Origin of the sequence: Paenibacillus taichungensis, from assembly GCF_047302525.1 — a bacterium.
Taxonomy (GTDB): domain Bacteria; phylum Bacillota; class Bacilli; order Paenibacillales; family Paenibacillaceae; genus Paenibacillus; species Paenibacillus taichungensis_B.
Genome location: NZ_CP168020.1, coordinates 4,995,901 through 5,021,829 on the forward strand (window position 1 = coordinate 4,995,901; position 25,929 = coordinate 5,021,829).

Genomic DNA, 25,929 nt, shown 5'->3' on the forward strand with positions numbered 1-25,929 from the left:
AACTGGGGGTTTTTAACGATGTTTCTTACTGAAAACAAACTAAAAGCACGTATTCATGAATTATCCGAGCTCCGTTACCGGGATCGTTTGCCTTTAAATCATTTTCTCGCCTGTGAAGACCGCAGGGAAGAGATCAACCCGGTCCTGCCGGGAGATGATAGCCATTGGAAGCCTATGCATACAGGAGAAAGTTGGTCCGGTCGAGATCTCTATTTATGGATGCGTACAAAAGCCGAGTTTCCTTCCTCCTGGGAAGATAAACGGATTGTTGGACTGTTTGATTTTGGCGATACCGGGGGTGGTAACAATTCCGGCTTTGAATCACTGTTCTACTGGGATGGCAAGCCGTTTCAAGGCGTAGATTCCAACCACAAGGAAGTGTTCTTTCCAGCCTCTGCCGCAGGCAGCACCAACGAGTTGGTCTTCCGCTTATGGTCCGGTCTGGAAGGTGGCGGTCAGCCCCGCAACCAGACGCATACTTTCAGACAAGCAGAACTGTGTTGGTTGGATGAAGCTGTTGACGATCTTGTATTTACAGGGTCGGCGATTCTGGAAACGGTCAACATTCTGGATGCACATGCACCGGAACGCACAAAACTGCTTCATGCGCTTCAGCAGTCCTTCCGCCTGATCGATTGGTCGCAGCCTAAGTCTGATGTCTTCTATACCTCTGTGCATGAGGCAAGAGATGACCTGAGCGTCCGACTGAGTGCGATGGACAAAGCCTCTGATGTGACCGTTACTTGTATCGGCCATACTCATATTGACGTTGCCTGGCTGTGGCGGTTGAAGCATACGCGCGAGAAATGCGCACGCTCCTTCTCTACTGTCATGCGCCTGATGGAGATGTTCCCGGAGTATGTTTTCCTTCAGACACAGCCCCAATTGTACGAATATGTGAAAGAGGACTACCCGGAACTGTACGAATCCATCAAGGAGCGTGTCGCTGAAGGTCGCTGGGAAGCGGGCGGCGGCATGTGGCTGGAGGCTGACTGCAACCTGACCTCGGGCGAATCCCTGGTCCGGCAATTGCTGATCGGCACTCGTTTTCTCAAAGAAGAATTTGGGACGGAATGCCGATATCTCTGGTTGCCCGATGTATTCGGCTACAGTTGGTCCTTGCCGCAAATTCTGAAAAAATCCGGCATTCATACGTTCATGACTACCAAAATCAGCTGGAACCAATACAACCGCATGCCATTCGATACATTTCACTGGCGCGGAATTGACGGCTCAGAAGTGCTGACCCACTTCATTACTACACCCGAGCCTTGGTCCGAGCCGGGTTCATGGTTCTATACCTATAACGGAAAAATCATTCCGAAGACGGTCAAGGGCATCTGGGATGCCTACCGCGATAAGGAGATGAACCAGGATCTGCTGCTGTCGTACGGATACGGGGACGGCGGAGGCGGAGTTAACCGCGAAATGCTGGAGATGAGACGACGGCTAGATCAACTGCCCGGATTGCCCAAGGTCAAGACAGGACGCGCAGATGATTATTTTGAAAAGCTGCAGGAGACGGTCGAGAAAACCGATTCGTACATCCATACATGGGATGGCGAACTGTATCTGGAGTATCACCGCGGCACGTATACCAGTCAGGCGTACAACAAACGGATGAACCGCAAGCTTGAGCTGGCTTACCGCGAAGCGGAATGGCTGAATGCATTGCAAAGTATTGTGCACAATGACTGGAATCTGTATCAAGCGAAGTCTCTGACTGCGGGTTGGAAAATCATTTTGCGCAACCAGTTCCATGACATTATTCCCGGTTCCTCCATCACGGAGGTGTATGAGGATAGCAGAATTGAATATGCAGAAGCCGAGCAGATTGGCAGTCACGTAGACACGCAGGCTCGGATGGCTATCGCTGGCAGCGGAGAATCTCCGTATACGTACACCATTTGGAATTCCTCCCCATGGGTCGTTACAGAAATTGTGAGCATTCCTGTGGCATCAGGCGAATTGGAAACAGGGACGTGGCTGAGCGATTCCGGTGAGATCCTGAACGCTCAATACCAGGATGCACGTTGGTCCGTCGAGGTGAAGGATATTCCTTCGCTGGGGTATACCACAGTTCACTTCCAGAGCAGTACGGTAAACGATAGCCCTGGGCATTCGTCGTTCATCCACACAGCCAATGGGATCGAAACACCGTTCTATCTGCTCGAATGGAATGAGAACGGGCAGTTGACACGCCTTTACGATAAAGAGTCACACCGTGAGGTGCTTGCCAAAGGTGCAAGAGGCAACGTGCTTCAGGTATTCGAGGACAAACCGCTTGCCCATGAGGCCTGGGATATTGATATCTTCTATCAGGAGGATATGCGAGAGATTACGAAATGCACCAGCATTGAAGTCGTAGAGACTGGGCCGCTTCAGGCCGTGATTCGCTTCGCTTGGGAATACCTTGGCTCCACCATTACGCAGAACATGACTGTATATACTGGGCATCGGCGAATCGATTACGCCACTGAGGTGGATTGGCATGAACAGCAACAATTGCTGAAGGTTGCCTTTCCTGTTGGCATCCGCTCCACTGAAGCCACCTATGATATTCAGTTCGGTAACGTTAAACGGCCAACGCACTGGAACACAAGTTGGGACTGGGCGCGTTTCGAATCCGTTGGCCATCAATGGGCTGATCTATCCGACAGAGGTTATGGCGTCAGTTTGCTGAATGATTCCAAGTATGGGTATGACATTAAAGATAACGTCATGCGTCTGACCCTGATCAAGAGCGCTACGCACCCTGATCCACATGCCGATCAGGGACTGCACAGCTTCACCTATGCTCTTCTTCCACATCAGGGAGATTGGCTCGTTGGCGGAACCGTGCAGCAGGCCTGGCTTCTGAATGCTCCAGCTCGATATACACAGGGCGTATCAGAGCAGCCAAGTTGCTCCATGTTCAGCTTGTCCGGCAGCACAGCCATGATCTCGGCAGTTAAGAAGGCGGAGGATTCCAAGCGTGTCATCGTACGCATTCATGATTATTCCGGCAGCATGAATACGCTTGAACTGACAAGCGATCTACGGATTCACGCATGGAGAGAATGCAATCTTATGGAACTACCGGAGGGCGAACTCCTGTATGATACACCGATAACTTTTGCTCTTGAACCTTATGAAATCAAGACGTTTGAGATTGATCTGAGAGTATAATCCTATAACTGCAACAGCTCAACCAAAGAAACCAGCAAGTCCCCAGATTATGGCGACTGGCTGGTTTCTTCTGTTGTCGTTATTCGGTCGTGATTCAGGCAGTAACAGTTCGCAACCCGTTCCTCGCAATGGCGTAATATAGAACAAAGTGGAAAGGATGGCGTTTATATGGCAGTGTTACTCAAAAAAATTAAATCACCCACCTTCATTTTCTTTTCATGCGTTCTGGTTGTGTCTGTAATCGTCGCAATCCAGTCCAAACCTTATTTCACAGAGCCGATTTTCCATGTTGAGAACAACAAGTACACACTCGATAGTGAACAAGGTGTTCTAACGACTTATCGCAGCGGAACGGCAGATCCTATTCAAGTACGCATTGATCATCAGGAGCGGACTGTTTACATCAATCATCAGCAATATCTCATCACGAAAATTGATTCTGCGTTCAGTACAACGTATGACTTGATATACCCTAACGGGAACAAGTATGAAGTCCAGGATCATTCCGGACAATTAATAAGTTTTGATGCAAAAGGCAATAGCGTTTCCGAGGTCTTCTTTTACGTTGGCAGCCAAAGAGTACTTCAGGATGGGGAAGAACAATTCTCTCCTGCAACGCTTGTAACAGCCGCTTACCCAGAATATCATTACACACGTGGTGCTCCAGGTTTTCTGTTTCTCGCATTAGCCGCAGTGATTTTCGGATGGTGCAGCTTCCGTTATCAAAAATTTCAAGACTTCCTTTTCTACCTCTCGCTTCGTTCGTTCTGGGCGAACGATGCCGAACCTAGCGACTTTGATTACTTTTTGAGCAAGGTATGCGGGATTGTTGTTATGATAGGGGCTTTCTGGATCGCTTTTATAGCATTTTGAACTGGAAGCCAGTTCCGATATAACATCATTGTGATTTTATTTATTTTACCGTCTCTAATGTATAACGATTGCGTGGAATCTCAAGACCCAGATTACCGCGCAGTGTCTCATGCTCATACTCGGTACGGAACAGGCCGCGCTCTTGTAAAACAGGTACGACCAGGTCCACGAAGTCCGCGAGTCCGTTTGGCACAACTGTACGAATGTTGAAACCGTCCGCAGCTCCCCCTTCGAACCACTCCTGAATCTGATCAGCGATCTGATCCGGTGTACCGATGAAGGATGTGCGAGGCGTTGATGCAAGCAATGCCACTTGGCGGAGGGTCAGTCCCAGTTCTCGTGCCTGCTGCTTGATCTTGTCCGTTGTACTGCGGAAGCTGTTACTGCCCAAATCACCAATCTCCGGGAAGGGCTCATCCAATGAGAATTGGGAGAAGTCATAATGATCGAAGTAACGTCCCAAATAATTCAGTGCCTGGTCAATACTGACCAACTCTGCGATCTCCTGATACTTGCGCTCCGCTTCTTCCTCCGTTCTACCCACAATGGGACCGATGCCAGGGAAGATCAGGATATCTTCTGGCTTACGTCCATAAGCCACCGCTCTTGCCTTCACATCCGAATAGAACTCCTGAGCTTCCTCCAGCGTCTCATGCCCCGTATATACAGCATCGGCCGATCGGGCCGCCAGATCCTTGCCGGATTCGGAAGAACCTGCCTGGAAAACGACCGGATGTCCCTGCTCCGAGCGCGCAACATTGAGTGGCCCTTGAACGGAGAAGTGATCTCCCTTGTGGTTCAGCGTATGCAATTTGGATGGGTCGAAGAAAACACCGTTCTCTTTATCCCCGATAAACGCGTCATCCTCCCAGGAATCCCATAGGCCTCTGACCACATTCAGATGTTCTTCTGCAATTTCGTAGCGCAGCGCGTGGTTCGGATGTTCACCTTTGCCAAAATTCAGAGCCGAGCCTTCCAGTGGTGAAGTGACTACATTCCATCCGCCTCTTCCTCCACTGATATGGTCCAGAGAAGCAAATTGTCTTGCCACTGTGAACGGTTCACTATATGAGGTGGACAACGTCGCAACCAGCCCGATGTGTGAAGTTGCTCCCGCAAGAACGGAGAGCAGGGTTAACGGTTCAAAACGATTCAGGAAATGCGGGTTGGATTTCTCGTTAATAAAGAGGCCGTCCGCAATAAAGAGAAGATCGAATTTCCCTTCCTCCGCCTTAATCGCCTGCTTCTTGTAGAAATCCAGATTTACGCTGGCATTGATCGGAATATCCGGGTGTCGCCAAAAAGAGATGCTATTTCCCACTCCATTCAAGTTTGCTCCCAATCTCAATCGTCGTTGTGACATATTAATTCCTCCCTATGTTGTAGTGATGACCATTTAATTCAGTCCAAGTACCTTTTTTTCTCTGAGGATCATTTCATCATTTCTTTATGCTGTTTCCGCCTGCTTCTGCTGCTGCCATGCCCAATCCCGGTTTATTCGCCTCGTTCCTTTCGCTTAACCGGACTGTCCAGGCTGCTCCCAGAAGTACAATGCCTGTTAGGAGAAAAATAAAAGGAATCCCCGTCCATCCGCCCAGAAAACCGCCGAGTAACGGGCCGAGTACAATACCAAATTGATTCGCAGTCTGACTCAGACTGACAGCCCTTCCTCGGAAATCACGGTCAGCATATTTGATGATTAACGCATTCAAGGCCGGATACACGGCAGCAAAGAACAGACCATAGACAAATCGCAGACTTCCAAAATAAATGAGGTTATACGCCGTCAGTTGCAGTAAACTGCCAATGCCGCCGCCCAGCAGACCGATAAATAGCGTTTTCTCGTATCCGATCTTCCCGCCAATCCGTCCCCAACGCGGCCCCATAATTACCGTTGCCACGCCGATGGCCGAGAAGACGATTCCTGCACTAAGTGTTGCACTACTGACGTCTCCACCAATCTGGACAACATAAAGCGTCAGTACAGGTTCGATAATGAGCACGGAAGTCGAAACGAGCAAAATCAAACCATAGATCCGCATTAATCCCGGAGTGGAGGCAGCTTTTTTCAGATCACCCAGAATACTTGTGCGAACCACAGTGCGGGGAGCTCGGGATTCTTTTACCCATATCACCATCACGGCTGAGAGCAGTGTAATGATCCCCGATGCGATAAAACATCCGCGCAGCCCGATCCAATGGCTAAGTACTCCACCCACAAGCGGTCCCAGAATTCCTCCGGCAGCCGTGGATGTGGAGATGACACCAAGCGCATAACCTACATGCTTCTCCGGTGTATTGGTGCCGACCAATGTAATGGATGCAGGATTGAAGCCGGCCATGAGTCCCTGAAATATCCGCACAGCGATAAACGTGTAAGGATCATAAACGAAATAGTTAGCCAGGTGAGCAATGGCGAGACCAACGCCCGAACGAATCAGCATCAGTTTGCTGCCGTATCTGTCAGCCAGCGATCCCCAGAAGGGAGCACATAGTCCACTGATCAGAAAGCTGATCGAGATCGAAATGCCGGACCAGACTTCCAGCCCACTCAGAATACCGAGATCATTTTGCAAAAACAGCGGAAAGAACGGCACAGACAAGGTGTAAGCCATATGATTGAAAAACAGGCCAAACCACAGAATATACAGATTTCGCTTCCAATGCGGCATCTTGGTATTCTCCATACTATATAATTCCTATATAAAAAGTAGGTTATTATCCATATTAGGATACCGTCACTGGAAAGTATAATAGAAAAGTTCAATAGACCCATTCAAGAATTAAATGAATGGATCTGTTAGATGCTTCTATTTTGACCGTAACGATTACTGCACTTGAACGGACATGAACACATCCACCTCATCTTCACTGTCCAAGACAAACCCAAAGCGTTCATACAAACGCCGAGCAGGACTGCCCTGCAATACATTTAAAATAACACGTTTGCCCTTAACCTCATCCCGTTTCAGCAGCATGTTAAGCACTTGAGTTCCTATTTGCTTACCCTGATAGTCGGGATGGATATAGAAATGTTCCAGTAGTATCTCCTCCAACTTGGGTTTCATCGCTACACACCCCACCCATGCACCCTCGACCTCAATAATCCACGTGTGGACAGGGTCGAATGTATTACGGAAACGTTCACGAACCTTCACCTCATCGTACCTTCCCAACCTATGTAGGTCATCATATAGAACCAGGGCTCGCAATTCTGCAAGGTGCTCCTGATCTGTCTGCTTGGATTGACGCATGGTTATTTGGATCATTGGAAGACTCCTTCTTTTCCGATTATTTTATTCTTCATTCGAGCTATTAATATTGTCTATATAGGATTCGATGGATCATTGGTCCGTGGGGGATTTGATAAATTCATCTGACCCCAATTATACAGGAAAAAGCAAGCCATTTTTAGGTTCTGAGAGTTATCCAAGGTGACAAACCTAACAACCTAATGTTGACAATATATACAAACCACTTTAATATACCTAGTATTCTTATCAGCTTTTAATAGTTTCTCGCATTCCACTTCGAATGTGTGCATATCTGTGCAAAGATTAATTGAACAGTAGTAGATTAAATGGGAAGAGTGCCTAGAGAAACAGAACAGGAGATTTGCATCATGTATATTGTTAAACGCTTTTTCACCATGCTTTTGACGCTCTGGATCATTGTGACGCTGACCTTTTTAATCATGCACATGATCCCTGGCGACCCTTTTTCCAACGATTCCAAAACGATACCTGAAGCTGTCCTGCAAAATATGCGTGCAAGATACCATCTGGATGAACCACTTGCTGTCCAGTATGCACTGTATTTGAAAAATTTGCTGGTGCTGGACCTGGGACCCTCCATCCAGTCCAAAACGACCGATGTCAACACGTTGATCGCACGAGGGTTTCCGCCCTCCGCCCTTCTTGGCATCCAGTCCATTGTCATTGCACTGATTGCAGGCATTGCACTGGGGACGGTCGCCGCCCTATTCCACAAAAGGCCCTTGGACTACATATCCATGTTCATTGCCATCATCGGGATATCCGTCCCGAGCTTCATTCTTGCACCGCTGCTCATTAAATATGCGGCTGTCCAATGGAGGCTCTTCCCCGTTGCATCCTGGGGAACCTGGCAGCATACGATACTGCCCTCGCTGGCTTTGTCGGTAACGCCACTGGCTGTCATCGCCCGCTTCATGCGGACCAGCATGCTGGATGTGTTGCAGCAGGAATACATAAGAACAGCAGAAGCCAAAGGATTGTCTACCTGGTCAGTCGTCATCCGGCACGGACTGCGAAACGCACTCATTCCGGTATTATCTTTTATCGGGCCGCTCTTCGCCTCCGTAATCACCGGCACCTTCGTGATTGAAAAGATATTTGCCATTCCGGGAATCGGCAAATATTTCGTGGACAGCATCTTCAATCGTGATTACCCGGTCATCATGGGAACGACGATCTTTTACAGTGTTATTCTGGTCGTTACCCTATTCCTGATCGACCTGTCGTACCGGATCGTCGATCCGAGAATCAAGCTGTCCAGCAAAGGAGATTAGCATGAAAGCTACAACTACAGACCCCATTACATCGGACCCTCGCTTCACACCGGCAGATCGAAGCCAGTTGACTGCGAACCGTATAGCCAGCCCGGGTCTTTCCTTATGGAAACAACGTACATACAGTATTTTTCGCCATCGATTATCTTTACTTGGCTTGTTGTTGCTCGTTGTAATTATTGCGCTGGCTCTGGTAGGTCCGTTACTGGTTCCCTACTCGCCAAGCTCACAGTCCCTACTCAAGACCAATCTGCCACCCTCGGCTGATCACTGGTTTGGCACGGATGATCTCGGACGGGATATGTGGGCCCGTACCTGGTCAGGAGCTCGTATATCGCTGCTGATTGGCTTTACTGCTGCAGCCATAGACCTCGTGCTTGGTGTCCTGATTGGCGGAATCGCCGGCTACTGCGCCGGACAAGGACGGACAGGCGATCGAATCGACAGCCTTTTGATGCGAATCATTGAAATTTTGTACAGTATCCCGTATTTGCTGGTTATCATTCTACTTCTTGTCGTTATGAAACCGGGATTGTTAACGATGATTATTGCCCTGTCCATTACGGGTTGGGTTGGTATGGCCCGCGTCGTCCGAGGTCAGATCCTGCAATTGAAACAACAGGAATACGTGCTCGCAGCGCAGAAGCTCGGCACATCCCATGCCAAGATTATTTTCAGGCACCTGCTGCCTAACGCGGCTGGAATCATTATCGTCAACCTGACCTTCACGATTCCCTCCGCTATTTTCTCCGAATCCTTTCTGAGCTTTTTGGGACTCGGTATCCAGTCACCCATCGCCAGCTTGGGGACGATGGCCAACGATTCGCTTGGGGTCATTCTGAGCGGACAATGGTGGAGACTGTTATTTCCCGGTCTAATGATCTCGCTCACCATGTTTGCATTTAACGCTTTCGGTGATGGGCTGCAGGATGCTTTTGATCCGCGCTCCAACCGTTAAGGAGGTTCACACCATGAGTCATTTACTGGAGGTCAATCATTTAAAGGTCTCTTTTGCCACACGTGACAAAGAACTTGAAGCTGTAAGAGATGTTTCTTTTCACGTCGATGAAGGAGAGACACTTGCCATCGTCGGCGAAAGTGGGAGTGGAAAAAGCGTGACCGCCCGTTCCCTGATGGGTATGTTTTCGTCACCGAACGGCCGCATTCGCAGCGGCGAAATTCGCTTTGAGGGGCGAGTTATCAGCGGATTATCCGCTAAAGCCATGCGCCGAATCCGAGGCTCCGAGATCAGCATGGTATTCCAGGACCCCATGTCTTCTCTGAATCCAACGATGAAGGTCGGTATTCAGATCGGCGAGGGACTTCGCAAGCACCGCAAACTATCGCCCAAAGATGCTCGGGCCAGATCTGTAGAACTGCTAAACCTCGTGGGTATTCCTGATGCACAAAGCCGCTATCATCAATATCCTCATGAATTCAGCGGCGGAATGCGTCAGCGGGTTGCCATTGCGATGGCGCTTGCCTGTGATCCCAAGCTGCTGATAGCCGATGAGCCAACGACCGCTCTCGACGTTACTATTCAGGCGCAAATTCTGGATATTCTAAGCAGCTTGCAGCAGCAAACGGGCAGTTCAATTTTGCTGATTACCCATGACCTGGGCGTTGTCGCCGAAGTGGCTCACCGCGTTGCTGTCATGTATGCAGGCACCATTGTGGAGACCGGCACGGTAGAGGATATCTTTGATCGGCCACGCCATCCATATACGTGGGGACTGCTCCAGTCCACCCCGCGACTGGATGATACAGAACATGACAGGCTAATTCCTATTGAGGGCTCGCCCCCGGATATTGCTGCGCTCCCGCCTGGCTGTCCGTTCGCAGACCGATGTCCGCACACGATGGATATCTGTTTGACGGAAATGCCTGATGCAACCATATTTTCATCAAAACACAGTGCTAGATGCTGGCTAAACGATCCTCGAGCTCCTCGAGTGGATGACCGTATCCCGGCAGAAAGGAATGAGCATGACCGAATCTATAATTGAAATTCGCAATGTGAAGAAGCATTTTCACGGCCCGTCCAATCTGACCGTCAAATCGGTTGACGGCATCAGCCTGAATATCCGTCGGGGAGAGACACTCGGGCTTGTCGGCGAGAGCGGCAGCGGCAAATCTACACTGGGACGGACCATCGTAGGGCTGCTCAAAGCTACGGAAGGACAGATTTTGTTTAACGGACAGGATACCGGACAGGCCAAGCCGCGTGAGAAGCGGGAGCTGAACCGCCATCTGCAGATGATCTTTCAGGACCCGCACGCTTCGCTTAACCCGCGGCTTCGCGTCGGGGATATTATCGCTGAGGGGCTGGACGCTTACAAGTTGGCACGAGGAGCAGCTCGAAAAGACATCATCGCGGACTTGTTGCTGCGCGTCGGGCTTCACCCGGATCACGCTCACCGCTTCCCGCATGAATTCAGCGGAGGACAGCGCCAGCGCATAGGGATAGCCCGGGCACTTGCCGTCAAGCCGCGTTTCATCGTAGCCGATGAACCCATTTCCGCGCTGGACGTGTCCATTCAGGCACAGATCGTCAATTTGCTGAAGGATCTGCAGCGTGAAGAAGAACTGACGTATCTATTTATCGCGCATGATCTGGCTATGGTGAAGCACATCAGCGACCGGATCGGAGTCATGTATCTAGGTAAAATGATGGAACTGTCCGGACGGGACGATCTCTTTGCCAATCCGCTCCACCCCTACACTCAGGCGCTGCTGTCGGCCATTCCCGCCGCACATCCCCGTTTAAAAGGGCAAAGGGAGCGTATTCGCCTCCAAGGAAATCCGCCCAGTCCCATTCATCCCCCGGCGGGCTGTCCGTTTCATCAACGATGTTTCGCCGCGATGGATGTTTGCGCAAACCACATGCCTGCCGGAAGGGAGGTCGAAACAGGACACTGGGTAGCTTGTCATCTTTACGAATAACACGAATTAATCATTAATGGAGGAATGAACAATGAACAAAACAAAAACGAACTGGGCCGTCTCTCTCTTGCTGGCAGCATCCGTTGCCTTGAGTGCCTGCTCCAGTTCTACAACCGACAATGGTGAAACTGCTTCAAAACCGGACAATCAGGCAGCAGCGGCAAACGCTGAGCAAGTACTGAACACCAATCTGGCCGGTGGAGAACCATACACACTGGACCCTGCACTGGCATCCGACACGACATCCTACTGGGTGATTGATAATCTGTATGAGGGACTGTATACATACGACAAATCAGGCAAAATCGTTGAAGGCGCAGCCAGCAAAGTCGATGTATCGCCGGACGGTAAAACCTACACGTTTACCATTCGCGACGATGCAAAATGGTCGAATAATGAACCTGTAACTGCCAAGGATTTTGAATACTCTTGGAAACGTGTATTGAACCCTGCGACTGCTGCTTATGACCCTTCTTCTCTGTATTACATTAAAGGTGCAGAAGCTTATAACACGGGAAAAGGAAAAGCTGAGGATGTCGGCGTGACCGCCAAAGATGATCATACACTGGTGGTTGAGCTGAAATCTCCGTTGGCCTTCTTCCCAACCATTGTCGTTGGCCATGCTTATCTGCCGGTTCAAGCTTCCGTTGTGGACAATAATGAGAAGTGGGCAGCAGAAGCCGATACGATCGTAGGTAACGGTCCTTACATTGCTAAGGAATGGAAACATAATGAGCAAATTACGCTGGCTAAAAATGATCAATACTGGGATAAATCCAACATCACGATGGATACCATCCATTTCAAAATGGTTCAGGACTCCAACACGTACTATCAACTGTTCAAAACGGGTGAGCTTGACCTGATCCTCTCCCTGCCAGTGGATACGCTTGATCAGGAGCGGAACAATGCGGAGTTCCTGTCCCATCCTTCGTTCAGCGTATATACCTACTCTTTCAATGTGGAGGAAAAACCTTTCACGAACAAAAAGATCAGACAGGCCCTCTCTTATGCACTTGATCGTGAAGCGTTGACGACAAGTGTAACCAAGGGCGGTGAAACACCAGCTTTCGGATATGTTCCTTACGGCGTAACAGCACCATCCGGCAAAGATTTCCGGGAAGAGGCGCCGACCCAATATTATGCGTACGATCCGGCAAAAGCCAAAGAATTACTGGCGGAAGGATTGAAAGAAGAAGGCTTGTCTGAACTCCCGACAGTTACCTTCAAATACAATACGTCCGACAAACACAAAAAAGTAGCCGAAGCCATTCAGGAAATGCTCAAAACCAATCTGGGTATTGAAGTCAACTTGGAGAATCAGGAATGGAAAACATACATCGATACCTTCAAGCAAAAGAACTTCCAAGTCGCACGTATGGGCTGGGAAGGAAACTTCCTCGACCCGCTGGGTGTGCTGGAACACTACACATCGAAGAACTCCAACAACTTCACCAACTGGAGCAATCCTGAATACGACAAGTTGATTAGCGAATCCACGTTTGAGCTTGATCCAGTTAAACGGTTTGAAGAGCTGCATCAGGCGGAGGCCATTCTAATGGACGAACTGCCAATTATACCGATCCTCTTCTCTGCCGACACTGCATTGATTAGTCCAAGTATTGAGGGCGTTATCTTTGATACTCGTTCCAACCCGGATCTCCGCTTCACCAAGCGGGTATCCGAGTAATGTTTATCCGTTACGCTCTGTCCGGTCTGATAGCGGCCCTGGCCGCCTATCTGCTGGACTTCTGCGGAATACTAGGTGGCTCCGGTGGCCTACATGAAGGTTCAGACCAGCTGTTTGTCGCCGGCCTGATATGTCTCTTGGCCGGAACAGCAATCCATGTGCTGCAAAGTGGGTTCATGAACCCCTTTCTGCAAGGGTTCAGCGATCTCAAGCGCATGTTTGTCAGAGAATCCAACGCCCTGCAACGGGAAAATGAACGGATTCGCACCCAGACAGCTCTGCCGTTCTGGAAAAAGTCCTTACTCCGCCAGCTCACGGTCTATACCTTGGGCGGCGGTTCAGGTCTGATTCTATGTTCACTATTGCTTCTCTGGCCCGCATCCTATTAAATCCAACATAAAAGAATCGCTCCCTGGTGCGGCTTGATGCCTGCACTTCGGGGAGCGATTCTTTTGTTTTTCATTAAACATAAAAAGAGTGTATCTCCCTAGAAAGCTAAATAAAAATATCTTAGAATTAATGCGTGTCTGAAAGAAGCCTTCCTAATATAGTGCATCAATATTTTTAAACTTGCTCACTTTCCTTTTGCTGTACAATGACGCTATTTAGATTGAAAATACCCTGGTCTAGGCCAGGGTATCTCCGTTCACTTTATTCTCCCACATTTTTTTGGTTTATGTACTTCATCTCAAGCTCTTACATTATTTCGTTATTAATTCTCTTGGCTTGTACAATCTCCTTGATAATCTTAGAGCGATTCCAGACAACAAACTTGAAGACATGTCCACTGTCCAACGTAACGGTAATTCCATTAGGGATTAGTCCCCATGTCGCACTTTTCTCAATCTTAGTCATAGCCCAGATCTCGATTTGAACCCATTCCGTCTGAAAATTCAGGCCATGAGGAATAAAAACTAATCGTTCATTAGTAAGGAAAAGCTTCCCTCCTACTCCTTCAAAACCTCTTAACCAGTTTGCTTGAATCCTTTCAAAAATGACGTACTCAGTAGGGCCCAATTCTTCCATTTCTATCAGTCTCCTTTTTCAGCCTAAAGCCGATCCTTTTTGCTTCAATCTTTATTATTATAGGTCGTTTTGACCGATATAGGAATATTTTTGCACATGTTCATCTTGTAAAAAAAGCACTGCCCAACGGAATCACTCCGTCTTGGACAATGCTTAATATTAGTGCTTTGAAAGGAAACATCCTTCTCGATTACAGATTACATCTCTTTCAGAATACCTTTAACCAGTCCGATGAAGGTAGTTTTCACTTTTGCCGCAACTTCAATCACTTCATCATGACTTAACGGCTGATCCAGAATGCCGCAGGCCATATTGGTCAGGCAAGAAATGCCCAGTACCTTCATCCCGCCATGAATGGCTACAATCGCTTCAGGTACCGTCGACATACCCACAGCATCCGCGCCCATCGTACGAATCATGCGAATCTCGGCTGGAGTCTCATACGCAGGACCGCTCCACCATGCATATACTCCTTGCTGCAAACCAACATTCTGCTCCTCCGCTACCTTCATGGCAATACTGCGCAATTCACGATTATATACCTGTGACACATCCGGGAAACGCACGCCCAGCTCGGCATTATTCGGCCCCATCAGCGGATTATTGCCTACCAGATTGATATGATCGGTAATCAGCATAAGCTGTCCAGGTTCGAAGCTGGTATTGATCGCCCCACAGGCATTGGTGATGATCAACTGCTCGACACCCAGTGCTTTCATAATCCGAACCGGGAACGTGACTTCACCCAGTGTAAATCCTTCATAATAATGAAGGCGTCCTTTCATCGCTATGACTGTCTTGCCCATCAGTTCTCCGATGACCAATTCGTTGGCATGACCAATAGCCTCGGATTGAGCGAAATAGGGAATGTCCGTATATGGAATGACGGTAGCATTCTCGATCTCGTCGGCGAGCGCTCCTAGCCCTGATCCCAGAATCATGCCCACAACAGGCTTATCATTAATACGGTTTAATATGTAGTCTCTGGCTTCCTGAATATGTGCGGATTGATGCATAAATATATTCCTCCTGATCATCTGAGTTTGGATTTAAGTAGGTACTATAAACCAAGTGTAATGAACAATAGTGGACATGTAAATGGGAGCCGGATAAAGAAGGACTCTGCTTCTCTTCCCGAAGGGGTTAAGGTTTCGATCAGGAAAAAATGAGCTATCTTCGCTTTGTAGAAAAAAGGGCCCGCTCGCTCTACCGTCTCATATCGGATTTCTATGATTTGTTCCGCTTGGAGTGGAGTCTGGCTCCATCATAATGTCCTTTTCAAAATGGCGTTCCTGTGATTGAATATCTAGGGGATAACTTTGGACTTCATAATCATACCATTTTGTCTCTTGCTGTCTTGGTTCTTACGGTGTCAGATGTCCTATTAGGGTTAAATCATCTCAAAGATTGGGGCGCAAAAATCGGTACCTTTCTGTGCTTTGGCACAACGATCAATGTTGTCATTACTATAATTACTAGCTTTTATAAATAGATGATGGATTCTTTATTATGCAAAAGAGGAGCGGATGTATTATCCACTCCTCTTTCCTCCAATTTAATCTGCGCTTGCTGTAATGTGTTCCCACTTGTCATATTCCTCAAGCATGCCATTCAGCTGCGTACGCGCCATCACCAGTCCCATGCTTCCGAGAGCCAGTCTTCTTGGAGGATTGTCTGTGCCGGCAATATCAGCAACCGCTGACATGGCTTTTTCAACATCGCCATAAGGCGCGGTCTCAGCAAGATCATTATACCAATCATACAACGGTTGATAGTCCGGGATATCGCTTGTAATTTCTTGAGTATTTCCTTGGAAACCTGTCTTGAATCCTGCAGGTTCTACAAGGGTAAGGTTTACGCCCAAGCCCTTAACCTCAGCTGCCAGACCTTCACTCAGGCTTTCAAGCGCTGCTTTAGAGCTACAGTAGATAGACAGCGTTGGCAAGCTTTGTACGCCACCCATAGATGAGATATTGATAATGTGACCCGAGCGATTTTCCCGCATCTGTGGAAGAACGGCTTGAATGGTGGTCATTACACCAAACACATTCGTTTCATATTGCTGACGTGCTTGGTCAACGGATACTTCTTCAAAAATACCTGCTTGAGCATATCCGGCATTATTGAGCAGCACATCAATTCGTCCATATTGGCGCGTTACCGCATCCACAACCTCGTGGGTCATTTCCTGATTAGTAATATCCAGGGCCAGGACTTGTACATTACTATATTGGCTAAATTCAGCGGCAGCTTTCGATGTATCCCGCATGGTAGCGACGACATTCCATTCACGCTTCGCAAATTGAAGAACCAATTCTTTGCCGAAGCCTGTTGATGTGCCTGTGATTAAAATGGTTTTACTCAAGTGTATTCCCTCCAGATCACGAATTGAGCTTGGCTCGTGAGTTATCGTAACCCTTAAAGTTCACTTTAAGGCAAGCATTATTTTTTAATGGACTCCCACCATTACAGCTCTTTAATCTGGCTTGAACCTACGCCCCATTTTGTCAAATGTCCAGCGACCCCTAACGGAACGATAAATTGTTTGACCTTTCCTTTTAGCTTGCGGATAGACTCATAGTCCAGATGACCATAATGGTCATTCGTTATCAAGACGACATCGATGTCAGGCAAATCCTCAATCTGTGCTAGCAGCTTATTGCTATATCTCTTTGGCCCCGCGAAAGCGACGGGGGAGGCGTATTTACTGATACTGGATCTAGCAGAAGCTTCACTCCACTGATCTTCATCAATAGGGTCGAATGACCAAACCACATGACTTGATCCTCGGTACTGTCTGAAAATGCTTTTGTATCAAAGATCTCCATTGGAAGAGTTACCTTTGGTCGGCCATTTGGGTTTCCTTTTATCGTATCGTATAGGGCTCCAGCGTTATCTTTTAAACTATAATCCATCGATGTCGGTATTTGATTGGTAAACTTCCCATCGATAAAGTTAGCGGATTTCTCTCCTGCTTTCTTATTCCGATGAAAATTTTTTAACCATGCTAGTATATACCTTAAAGTTCACTTTAAGGTAAGTTTTTGGTTACAGCAAAAGCCACCCTATTCTTACACAGAGTGACTTGTCACAATCTCGACTTATATGGTCGTATCTAATTCCCCGATGTACGTGAGAAAACGTTCCTCAGGATTTCCCTTTTCTATATCGTTATACACTTCAAGCTTCTGACTAACGGCTTCAAAAGCCTCATTTAGCACTTGCTGCTTCCTCTTGATCTCCGCTTGATGGGCTTCTAGTATGGCTCTGCGCTGTCCGATCGTTTCATCTCCCTGCAAGGCGAGGTCAACGATTTTTTTCAAATCCGCTACGCTCATTCCTGTGGCACGAAAACATGTTATTAAGCGAATCCAGTCTATATCTCTTTTTTCAAAAAGGCGGTTGCCGTGATCATCCCTATGAATATCGGGTAAAAGTCCTTCTTTATCATAATATCGGATCGTATGAGCAGGGCAATTTAATTTTTCTGATACTTCCTTGATTGTAAACAAATTACTCTCCCCCAAGTCCAGTACATAAGATGTTTCAGCTTGCTCTATTATAAGCGTTAAACTGAACTTTAAGTCAAATGCTTATAACCCCAGACTGTAGGTCTGGGGTTACTGAAACTAAGGGTGTGGACATCCACCACTGTAATCTAGTTAGGATACCTACTCTTTACTCTATTCGCAGTTCGGAATCCAATCTGTAGCTGCGCCCTGCTTCATAGCTGAACGGTAGATTCTGTTCACCATAGCGAAGCGTGGTGTTTCCCGTAGCTAATGCGCGGACTGACACCTCATCCAATCGTCCCTCCGACCAGATGACGTCTATCTCCAAGGCTCCTCTTGCCCGAAGTCCTTGATATTGCCCTGAAGACCATAATGACGGTAGGGCTGGCAGCAAATGAAGCTCCCCTGCATGACTCTGTAGCAGCATGTCCGCGATCGCGGCCGTTCCACCAAAATTGCCATCCGCCACATAGATAGGACTCTCCGCTCCGCCAATACCAGGCTTCGAGAAGGTCATCAAGTTATCAAAGCACAAGTTTCCAACCAGATGTGAAATCTGCTCATAAGCACTTTCTGCATCATGTAGACGAGAATAGCAGCCTGCAAAGGCAGCTACCGTAAACTCCACAGCCTCATGATTGTTGGTCGATTTACGAGACTCCAAGGTAACACGCGCAGCCTCACTAAGCTCAGGAGTATGCTGCGGTGTGATGCGATAAGCTGGAAATAGACTGTGTAAATGGGACAGATGACGGTGCTCAGGCTGTGCCTCAACGTAATCCTCCAACCATTCCTGAAGCTGCCCTTTCTGGCCGATCTGAAGGGGTGGCAGCAATGCAATGGCTTTTTTCAAATCCGCTTGAAGCTGCTCATCTACCCCAAACTTCTCTGCAGCCTCCAAGACAAATTCGAACAGATCGCTTACCAATACCTGATCCAGCGTTGTCCCCATGGACAGATAGTGATGCTTCTGCGTGCCATTGGCATGGAAGGTATTTTCCGGGGAGATCGAAGGTCCCGTAACAAGCCAGCCATTCTTCGGATGCACAACCATATAATCTAGGAAGAATACAGCGGATTCTTTTAGAATAGGGTAGGCTGTTTGACTTAAGAATTGCTCACTCAACGTAAATTCGTAATGATCACGCAGCTGCATGGCAAGCCACAGGCCACCTGTCACATTAAGCCCCCAGGAATTCTGCCAAGCTGGGGCTGTAAATCCCCAAACATTGGATACGGTATGCGCCACCCAGCCGTCACTACCATAGAAATCTTGAGCCGCTGCTTTCCCACTCTCCGCTAGCTGTTCAATGTAACGAATTAACGGCTGGTGAGACTCAGACAAATGAGTCGTTTCTGTCGGATAATAGTTCATTTGCGTGTTAATATCAATGTGGTAATCACAGGTCCAGCCCATCCGGCAAGCCTGATCATCATTCCATATCCCCTGTAAATGCAGCGGCAGTGGCGAATCCTTTCTTGCGCCACAGAGGGTCAAATATCGGCCATATTGGAAAAACAACGCGAATAACGCAGGGTCCTCACCTTTGCCCTGTGATACATTGCGGATTCTTTCGTCCGTAGGTAATAGCGTGAGTTCAGATGTCCCAAGCTCTAAGCTAACTCGGTTATACAGACTGTTATAGTCCGCAATATGATCCAATTTAAGAGACTCATATCCCTTTGCTTTCGCTAATAGGTTCCTCTTGTTTCCCACGCGCATCCAGTCGTCGCCGGTCACACCATAGTCTGTATCTATTGCAAAATAAATAATAGCTTCCTTCGCGTTCGTAACCTCAATCGATCCGGAGTCTCCACTAATAAAACCAGCCTGGGTCTCAATGTGCATGCTTCCCTGACAACGAACGCCACATTCACCGTCGCTATGCAGTTTCTCAAGAGCTTGCCCCTTAAAGGAAATTCTGCCTTCCCCCTGTGGCTCGTTCCAACTTTCGAATAGATCAGTCTTGCCTTCCAAATGGATCTTGAATGAAATGCCATCCGGAGATTCGCTCCACAGCCTGCAAACGATAAGTCCATCTGCATGGGAAGCAAACAGCTCGCGGTGCACCTTTGCGCCCTCTATTTGATAAGTCGTCTTCGTGATTGCGTTTTCAAGATTAAGCTCTCGAACAACCTCTTGTCCCGAAGCTTTAAACTTCAAGATTACATCACATACAGGCAGATTAGTTCCAAAATTCGCCTTGCTCGGCTCTAATAATTGGCTCGCTAATCGCTCGCCGCCTTCGTAATCTCCATCGAAAAAGTGCTGTCTCAGTCGTGCCAAATCATCCTTGCCTGAGGAAAGGCTCGTAATAGGTTCTCTTTTTCCAGACCAATAGGTCGATTCAGTAATGTTCCAAACTTCTTGTTCTGCTCCGCCATACACGATTGCAGCTAATCTTCCATTTCCGACCGGAAAGCCTTCGGACCATGAAGTCGCTGGTTTGTCATACCACAATTTCTGTGTACTCATCACATGCTGCCTCCATAAGTATCTTCATTTGATAGTAATTATATTAATGGTTTTCTCCTTAAAAATCTTTGCACGAAACTATTATTTTTTATCTGAAAAGAAGATATGATCGCTGCTTTTCTCGTAGAAATATAAGGATAATTTATAGCGTGGAACATATAAATTCTTATAGTTGGACAATAAAACAGCTAGAGCATATAAAAATTTGCCCTAGCTATCCAAATAGTTCCATGAAGAATTCAACTTATAGACTTAATTAGTAACCTGTTTTCCTTTCAGCATTGACCGGAAAGCCAGCTTGAGCAATGGCGGAACAGCAAAAAAGATAAAAAATGTTCGGAATAGCTGATAACACGTAACAATCGACAGATCGCCGTTCACTTCCTTGGCGATGAGGGCCATTTGGTCCATACCACCTGGCGACAAGCCGAGAAATGCTGTGACGATTGTGATGTCATGCATTCGCGTCAGCAGTAGACTTAGCCCCATGGAGACCCCGATCAGCAGCACTCCGCTTAGTACTGCAAGCAGAATGATTTTCGTCTTGTTCTTCAGACTTTCCAGATCCAAAAGCAGCCCAATGTAGCCCCCGATCAGCAGCTGTGAAAGACTGAGCACAAAAGGTGGCAGTGCATGACCTTCATATCCGGTCAAATTAAGCAGGATCGTGCCAATCATCGGTCCAAGCAGAAATGCCGTTGGGAGCTTGATCTTTTTAGCAACGAACGCACTCAGTACGCATCCTGCGGCAAAGACCCAAATATGCGGTGATAATGTAACAAATCCAGTAGATCCGCTCGCAACAGCAGCTACAGCGCTATGGTTGCCACTCACATGAAACAATGGGCTGAAGATCAGCAGCGGTACACAGAAAATAATCATCATTAGCCGGGACACCTGCAAAAAGGTGACGACAGTGATATCAATGCCCTTCACTTCTTCGGCCAACGTAATCATCTGACTGAGGCCTCCGGGAATGCTACCCATGAGCACCGTTGGGAAAGGAATACCGGACAATTTCGAAATTAAAAACGCGATGGCCCCGGCACATAACAGCAACAAAGCTGTAAATAGAACCATAGTTGGTAGCTGAAGACCGATCTGCGTTAAGGTCGACAAGGTGAACGAAAGCCCCAGGGTATAGCCGATGATAATCATGCCGGTATCGCGGACTTGTCCAGGCCAGTATAAGGTGATTCCTTTAAATAATCTGGAGCCGATCACGAGGAACACCATGGAGCCGAGTAGCCAGGGAATTGGCATATGGATCAGTTGAAAAACAAATCCACCAAGGACAGCAATGGCAAAGGTCATCACAAAACGGCCCCACTTACTCTTTTTCCACAACGTAGCCCGGGCTTCGCCGGTACCGTCCATTACAGGTTCTCCGTTATTTTATCTAGGGCCTGTTGAACATCGCCTTTAAAAATGCCTCCATGGTAGCAAATTACAGTCTCTATTGGATAAGCCTTCAGCGTGCGGAGTGATTCCAGCGCCAGTGGCATATCTGGCGTAACTGCCGGATTAGGACCTATCAGCTTACCGTCTTCAACATTTAATGCATCACCTGCAATGAGTGTCTTACTAGGCTCATGGTACAAGCTGATATGACCTGGCGTATGCCCTGGTGTATAGATTACTGTCAGTCCGCCTCCGAATGGCAGCTTTTCCCCATCTGTCAGCAAGTCGGTTACATTCTTTTCTTTTCCCGAAAAAGTAGCTTCAAATGCAGATGCAAGATCCTGCGGAAGTGAGGCGATAAGTCCCTCCTTACGTTCCCCGCTGAACTTAATCATCGGCTTAAGTCCATCGATATAAGGCTGGTCATCCACATGGGCATATACCTTAACACCTTCACCCTTAAACTGTGGTAGGCTACCTACATGATCGACATCCTGATGGGTTAGAATAATGGAATGAGAGGCCGCAGGGTCAATTCCCGCTTGGGTCAAAAGCTCCGTAATTTGGCCGTAAGAACCAGGCATTCCGGTATCCACCAATACATAAGATTGCTCGTCACGGATTGCCACCGGGTTAATAACAAAATCATGCTCGCCCATCTTAAGTGTAAGCACCAGCATTTCAATCTGTTCGTTAATTTTCATATTGCGCCAAAGCGAATGCTCTGGCTCACCTCCCTAGAAATAAAATAAAAAACTCACAGGTTCATTATATGACTTTGGGGTTTTTGCGTCAATTTCCTTTATTGACCACAATAAGAGGACATGTCAGAATGTGTAGGGGTGGTTAAAATGGAACAATTCAAAAGACAACTAATCGTCGATACAGCAATGCGCATTTTTAGAGAAAAAGGATATTTCTCTGCCTCCATGCAGGACATCGCAGAAGCTTGTAGCATGGCCAAGGCGAGCATCTATAAAGTATTTTCCTCTAAGGAAGATTTATTTACCGGGGTATTTGTCGAGGTACACAGAATCCTGTTCGAAGAGGCAAGGGAGCTTGATCGGAGACTTCGACTGGAGGGGCTTCCACCAAAGGAAGTGCTGCGCCAGAAGATCGAATTTCAGCTGCAATATATGCTTGAAAATTATTTTTTCACCAGTGAGTTTAAAGAGCTTCCGGTCACAAGCAACGAGAACTTTCTAATCGAATGGAGAAAAAAACGTGCCTCTCTGCTGACCTTACATCAGGATTGCTTCTATGAAACATACGGCGAGCCTATTCTCCCATATCTCGGGGATGTTGTCGCTATCTTCCGCGGCATGGTCAAAGAATATTTGTCTCACACTTTTCAAGCGGTGATTGCTGTTCCCATGGCTAAATTGGCCGGATTTATTGTGGATCGGCTGGATGTTGTTATCGGAGATTTGATCGCCAGCAAAGCCCAACCTGTGCTCAAGGCATCAAGTGCTTTTTTCAACGAAATCAATCCACCAGATGACCAGACCCGGCAGGACAATCTAGATGAGCTTCTGAAGTTTTTTGCCGATAAAATCCGCGAGCTACCACGGCCAGAGCCCATTCAGAATGAACTGCTTGAGGTTATCGAATGGCTAAAGTTAGAGTTAGGACAACCAAAGCCTAATGGTACTCTTCTACGGGTATATATAAACTTTTTGGATTCAGTTAGCGAGTTAGCACCTTATGTACGACAGCTTAGTCTCGTACTGAAACGTTAGGCAGTAGAATAAGATCCATTACAAAGAAAAGCAACTGAACTTAATCAGTTGCTTTTCTTCATATAAATATAATTACTCCCTTATTAACTATTGTCGAGATTAATTCCCCGCAGCATCACTTCAAGTCCCCACCGGAACCGATCCATGATGACAGCTTCTCCTGAGAACAATTCCTCATCGTGCTGCCAATCTTCAGGGAGAAAGAGGGACCTTCATTCGAACCGCTCACGGTACGGATCGCTTGATCCCATTTCACTTGGACGCCCAGCTTCTCCAGAAGGGACCGAAGTGGGACGAGTGTCACACCTTTTTCGATGATCGATGCGGAATTACTGAACTGGATTTGCTTTCCGTTTGCTTTTCATGAAATCCATCCCCATGCTCAGCAACAGCATCAGTGCAGCAAACATCACGGATTTACCAATGGTTCTTTCAGGAAAGATCATATAGGCAGCTAGAAAATTGCCTGCGAAAACAAACAGGTAATTGCGGATGCGATCCATCTTCTCATCTCATTTCGGAATCAAATTTAGATTTCACTGTAATCTGCTGCTCTACCTTATCATGATTTTCCATATAAATCCATAACACAACTTATCTCTTTCGCTCAATCCCCTCATAGACCGCCTCGCAAAGTTCAGTTGTGAATCTGCCGGACATGCCCTCCAGAGCCGTATTCGTAAAAGCGACAACGCTCAGTTCTTCTGTTGGATCAACAAACCACGAGTGACCATAGGTTCCACCCATGCGCCACGTTCCAGTAGATTCCAAAGTACCCGCCTCAACCGGATCTTTCAGCACCGTGAATCCCAGGCCAAATCCTCTGCCTGGCCAATAAGGCATGTCCAGATCGCTAATCTGATTAGTCGTCATTTCGGCGACCATCGCTTTAGGAAGAAGCGAACCTCCACCTTGACGCAGCGTTTCAAGCAATATAAGAAAGTCTCCTGCACTTCCTATCATGCCCGCACCACCCGAAAGATAAGACGATGGATCAAGGTATCTTTCGGGTGCGAGTTGGAAGCCCCCCGTTCCTTCAATAAAAGGTACATGGTCCTCATCGCGCAAGCGACGAGGTTGCCCCGAACTGTTGGAACTGTCCGCATAGGCAGCGGTTATTCTCTCCGAGTCCACAGCTACAAAATCCGTATCCTTCATGCCCAGTGGATGAGTCACGAGCAGTTGTACTGCCTCTCGCAGTGTCAGCCCAGTCACTTTCTCAATAACAGCACCGAGTACATCAGTTGCAATCGAATATCTCCACATCTTCCCGGGCACATACAACAGTGGAGCAGAAGAAATCCTGAGCAAATTTTCTTCCAGCGTAATGCCAGCGATATCCATCCCATCCGATACTCCGGCAAGTTCGTACGTTCCTCCGTTTTCCTGAAAAAAACGATACGTTAACCCCGCCGTATGTGTCATCAGATGATGAACCGTCATGGAGGCAACTTCTCCATTTGGCTGTTTGGGACGGAATTCAGGCAGCCATTTCATAACCGGGTCATCCAGCTTTAATTCACCTTGGGATATCAATACCATGGCGGCGGTGGATACAATCGGTTTGGTTACAGAAGCATACCTGAACAGCGCATTTTCTTGCATGCGTCTGTTCTGTTCTCGATCGGCGAGGCCATCCGCGCTGTTATAGACCACTTCCCCTTTCCAGGCAATCTGAACAACGGAACCCACAATTCTTTTTTCTGCCAACGTACGGTTAATCACTTCTTCTACAAATGCAGGATTAAACTTCATATTTCTGTCTCCCATCTCACTCTTCCCCTCCATGTGCCACGTGCTTGATTATTTAAAGTAAGTGTGCTTATTATATAAATGATCTCATCCATATTACATAAGACAACCAAGTTATCTGCTTTAATCTGCGATAAATATAAAGGCATTTACAAAACATTTCCTATAATTTAAAAGGAGGCCATCTCATGGACCAAATCGATACTAATATCCTCTTTCATTTGCAAAACCAGGCAAGGCTATCCATGACGGAACTGGGCAAGCTGGTAGGTTTATCTCAACCGGCCGTAACGGAACGCGTGAAGCGTCTAGAAGAAAGCGGTGTAATTGAGGAGTACCGAACTATCATTTCCCCGCAGAAAATAGGGAGATCGAGTACTTCCTACCTTCTTTTTCGCACACGGGATTGTCATGCCTTTCTTGATTTCTGCCGTTCGTCACCCGAAGTGGTCGAATGTCATCGCGTGAGCGGAGAACACAATTACCTGTTGAAAATCATGACGGATTCGATTGCTGGTCTTGAAGCGTTCGGAGACCGATGCGATCAATACGGTACTTACACCACCCTCATCGCGATGTCTTCACCTATTGCAACCAAAAATCTCATCGAAGGAACGAATCCGGTGTAAATATTTCATCGATATAAGTTGAACAAATGATTTTACACTGGATCACTGCGCGGTCAGAACCATCTTTCGATCGCTGTTATCCCCAGATTTTTTTGATCCCTTATACATAAGGGAAAATCAGGGGATAAAGGCGGACGCTCCGCTTCTCCAGACTTGTTCTGACCTCTCCGT

24 protein-coding genes are annotated in these 25,929 nt (G+C 47.5%); 10 read left to right on the forward strand and 14 right to left on the reverse strand.

Annotation, left to right across the window (positions count from 1 at the left end):
- Window positions 1–18: 18 nt before the first annotated feature.
- Both ACDJ58_RS22355 and ACDJ58_RS22360 read left to right on the forward strand, forming a co-directional pair.
- The gene (locus ACDJ58_RS22355; RefSeq protein ID WP_413372991.1) at window positions 19–3,168 is read left to right on the forward strand and encodes an alpha-mannosidase; all 3,150 of its coding nucleotides are present in this window, start codon (window positions 19–21) and stop codon (window positions 3,166–3,168) included.
- Between the two features lie 168 nt (window positions 3,169–3,336).
- Window positions 3,337–4,041, forward strand: coding sequence for a hypothetical protein (locus ACDJ58_RS22360; protein ID WP_413372992.1), 705 nt, complete (start codon window positions 3,337–3,339; stop codon window positions 4,039–4,041).
- 40 nt (window positions 4,042–4,081) lie between these two features.
- Here the strand turns inward: ACDJ58_RS22360 and ACDJ58_RS22365 are convergent, their stop codons facing one another.
- From ACDJ58_RS22365 to ACDJ58_RS22375, 3 genes are all read right to left on the reverse strand, one after another.
- On the reverse strand, window positions 4,082–5,404 hold the full coding sequence (locus ACDJ58_RS22365) for an LLM class flavin-dependent oxidoreductase (RefSeq protein WP_413372993.1): 1,323 nt from the start codon (window positions 5,402–5,404) through the stop codon (window positions 4,082–4,084).
- A gap of 76 nt (window positions 5,405–5,480) precedes the next feature.
- Window positions 5,481–6,728: an MFS transporter gene (locus tag ACDJ58_RS22370; RefSeq protein WP_413372994.1), complete on the reverse strand. Its 1,248-nt coding sequence runs from the start codon at window positions 6,726–6,728 to the stop codon at window positions 5,481–5,483.
- Between the two features lie 141 nt (window positions 6,729–6,869).
- Window positions 6,870–7,310: a GNAT family N-acetyltransferase gene (locus tag ACDJ58_RS22375; RefSeq protein WP_413372995.1), complete on the reverse strand. Its 441-nt coding sequence runs from the start codon at window positions 7,308–7,310 to the stop codon at window positions 6,870–6,872.
- A gap of 353 nt (window positions 7,311–7,663) precedes the next feature.
- On the opposite strand from ACDJ58_RS22375, the gene ACDJ58_RS22380 reads away from it, so the two are divergent.
- The 6 genes from ACDJ58_RS22380 to ACDJ58_RS22405 are packed head-to-tail and all read left to right on the forward strand — an operon-like array spanning window position 7,664 to window position 13,612.
- Window positions 7,664–8,590, forward strand: a complete 927-nt coding sequence (locus ACDJ58_RS22380; RefSeq protein ID WP_053781546.1) for an ABC transporter permease — start codon at window positions 7,664–7,666, stop codon at window positions 8,588–8,590.
- 1 nt (window position 8,591) lies between these two features.
- Window positions 8,592–9,548, forward strand: a complete 957-nt coding sequence (locus ACDJ58_RS22385) for an ABC transporter permease (RefSeq protein WP_413372996.1) — start codon at window positions 8,592–8,594, stop codon at window positions 9,546–9,548.
- Between the two features lie 13 nt (window positions 9,549–9,561).
- Window positions 9,562–10,596: an ABC transporter ATP-binding protein gene (locus tag ACDJ58_RS22390; RefSeq protein ID WP_413372997.1), complete on the forward strand. Its 1,035-nt coding sequence runs from the start codon at window positions 9,562–9,564 to the stop codon at window positions 10,594–10,596.
- Window positions 10,577–11,533 (forward strand): ABC transporter ATP-binding protein, encoded by a 957-nt coding sequence (locus tag ACDJ58_RS22395; RefSeq protein ID WP_413372998.1) that lies wholly within the window; start codon window positions 10,577–10,579, stop codon window positions 11,531–11,533. Before ACDJ58_RS22390 ends, ACDJ58_RS22395 begins: the two co-directional genes overlap by 20 nt.
- A 31-nt stretch (window positions 11,534–11,564) precedes the next feature.
- Window positions 11,565–13,223, forward strand: coding sequence for a peptide ABC transporter substrate-binding protein (locus ACDJ58_RS22400; protein ID WP_413372999.1), 1,659 nt, complete (start codon window positions 11,565–11,567; stop codon window positions 13,221–13,223).
- Window positions 13,223–13,612, forward strand: a complete 390-nt coding sequence (locus ACDJ58_RS22405) for a DUF3899 domain-containing protein (RefSeq protein WP_413373000.1) — start codon at window positions 13,223–13,225, stop codon at window positions 13,610–13,612. Before ACDJ58_RS22400 ends, ACDJ58_RS22405 begins: the two co-directional genes overlap by 1 nt.
- 307 nt (window positions 13,613–13,919) lie before the next feature.
- Here the strand turns inward: ACDJ58_RS22405 and ACDJ58_RS22410 are convergent, their stop codons facing one another.
- From ACDJ58_RS22410 to ACDJ58_RS22445, 8 genes are all read right to left on the reverse strand, one after another.
- Complete coding sequence (locus ACDJ58_RS22410) at window positions 13,920–14,249, reverse strand: GRAM domain-containing protein (protein WP_413373001.1); 330 nt, start codon at window positions 14,247–14,249, stop codon at window positions 13,920–13,922.
- A gap of 197 nt (window positions 14,250–14,446) precedes the next feature.
- On the reverse strand, window positions 14,447–15,265 hold the full coding sequence (locus ACDJ58_RS22415) for a purine-nucleoside phosphorylase (protein ID WP_413373003.1): 819 nt from the start codon (window positions 15,263–15,265) through the stop codon (window positions 14,447–14,449).
- A gap of 539 nt (window positions 15,266–15,804) precedes the next feature.
- A complete protein-coding gene (locus ACDJ58_RS22420) occupies window positions 15,805–16,614 on the reverse strand; it encodes an SDR family NAD(P)-dependent oxidoreductase (protein ID WP_413373004.1) in 810 nt (269 codons plus the stop codon).
- A gap of 101 nt (window positions 16,615–16,715) precedes the next feature.
- Window positions 16,716–17,024 (reverse strand): MBL fold metallo-hydrolase, encoded by a 309-nt coding sequence (locus tag ACDJ58_RS22425; RefSeq protein ID WP_413373005.1) that lies wholly within the window; start codon window positions 17,022–17,024, stop codon window positions 16,716–16,718.
- Window positions 17,025–17,350: 326 nt separating this feature from the next.
- Window positions 17,351–17,761 (reverse strand): MerR family transcriptional regulator, encoded by a 411-nt coding sequence (locus tag ACDJ58_RS22430; protein ID WP_413373006.1) that lies wholly within the window; start codon window positions 17,759–17,761, stop codon window positions 17,351–17,353.
- Window positions 17,762–17,927: 166 nt separating this feature from the next.
- Window positions 17,928–20,237 carry a glycosyl hydrolase family 95 catalytic domain-containing protein gene (locus ACDJ58_RS22435; RefSeq protein WP_413373008.1) on the reverse strand — a complete coding sequence of 770 codons (2,310 nt, stop codon included), beginning with the start codon at window positions 20,235–20,237 and terminating at the stop codon, window positions 17,928–17,930.
- Window positions 20,238–20,489: 252 nt separating this feature from the next.
- Window positions 20,490–21,614 (reverse strand): AbrB family transcriptional regulator, encoded by a 1,125-nt coding sequence (locus ACDJ58_RS22440; protein WP_413373009.1) that lies wholly within the window; start codon window positions 21,612–21,614, stop codon window positions 20,490–20,492.
- On the reverse strand, window positions 21,614–22,342 hold the full coding sequence (locus tag ACDJ58_RS22445; RefSeq protein WP_413373010.1) for an MBL fold metallo-hydrolase: 729 nt from the start codon (window positions 22,340–22,342) through the stop codon (window positions 21,614–21,616). Before ACDJ58_RS22445 ends, ACDJ58_RS22440 begins: the two co-directional genes overlap by 1 nt.
- A 147-nt stretch (window positions 22,343–22,489) precedes the next feature.
- On the opposite strand from ACDJ58_RS22445, the gene ACDJ58_RS22450 reads away from it, so the two are divergent.
- Window positions 22,490–23,377: a TetR/AcrR family transcriptional regulator gene (locus tag ACDJ58_RS22450; RefSeq protein ID WP_413373011.1), complete on the forward strand. Its 888-nt coding sequence runs from the start codon at window positions 22,490–22,492 to the stop codon at window positions 23,375–23,377.
- 115 nt (window positions 23,378–23,492) lie between these two features.
- Here ACDJ58_RS22450 and ACDJ58_RS22455 read toward each other — a convergent pair whose 3' ends face one another.
- The 3 genes from ACDJ58_RS22455 to ACDJ58_RS22465 form a co-directional block, all read right to left on the reverse strand.
- Entirely contained in the window at window positions 23,493–23,681 is a 189-nt protein-coding gene (locus ACDJ58_RS22455) for a stalk domain-containing protein (protein WP_413373012.1), read from the reverse strand.
- A gap of 25 nt (window positions 23,682–23,706) precedes the next feature.
- Entirely contained in the window at window positions 23,707–23,880 is a 174-nt protein-coding gene (locus ACDJ58_RS22460; protein ID WP_157258401.1) for a hypothetical protein, read from the reverse strand.
- 91 nt (window positions 23,881–23,971) lie between these two features.
- On the reverse strand, window positions 23,972–25,132 hold the full coding sequence (locus tag ACDJ58_RS22465; RefSeq protein ID WP_413373014.1) for a serine hydrolase domain-containing protein: 1,161 nt from the start codon (window positions 25,130–25,132) through the stop codon (window positions 23,972–23,974).
- A gap of 185 nt (window positions 25,133–25,317) precedes the next feature.
- On the opposite strand from ACDJ58_RS22465, the gene ACDJ58_RS22470 reads away from it, so the two are divergent.
- Complete coding sequence (locus tag ACDJ58_RS22470; RefSeq protein WP_064635951.1) at window positions 25,318–25,758, forward strand: Lrp/AsnC family transcriptional regulator; 441 nt, start codon at window positions 25,318–25,320, stop codon at window positions 25,756–25,758.
- The last annotated feature ends 171 nt before the right edge of the window (window positions 25,759–25,929 follow it).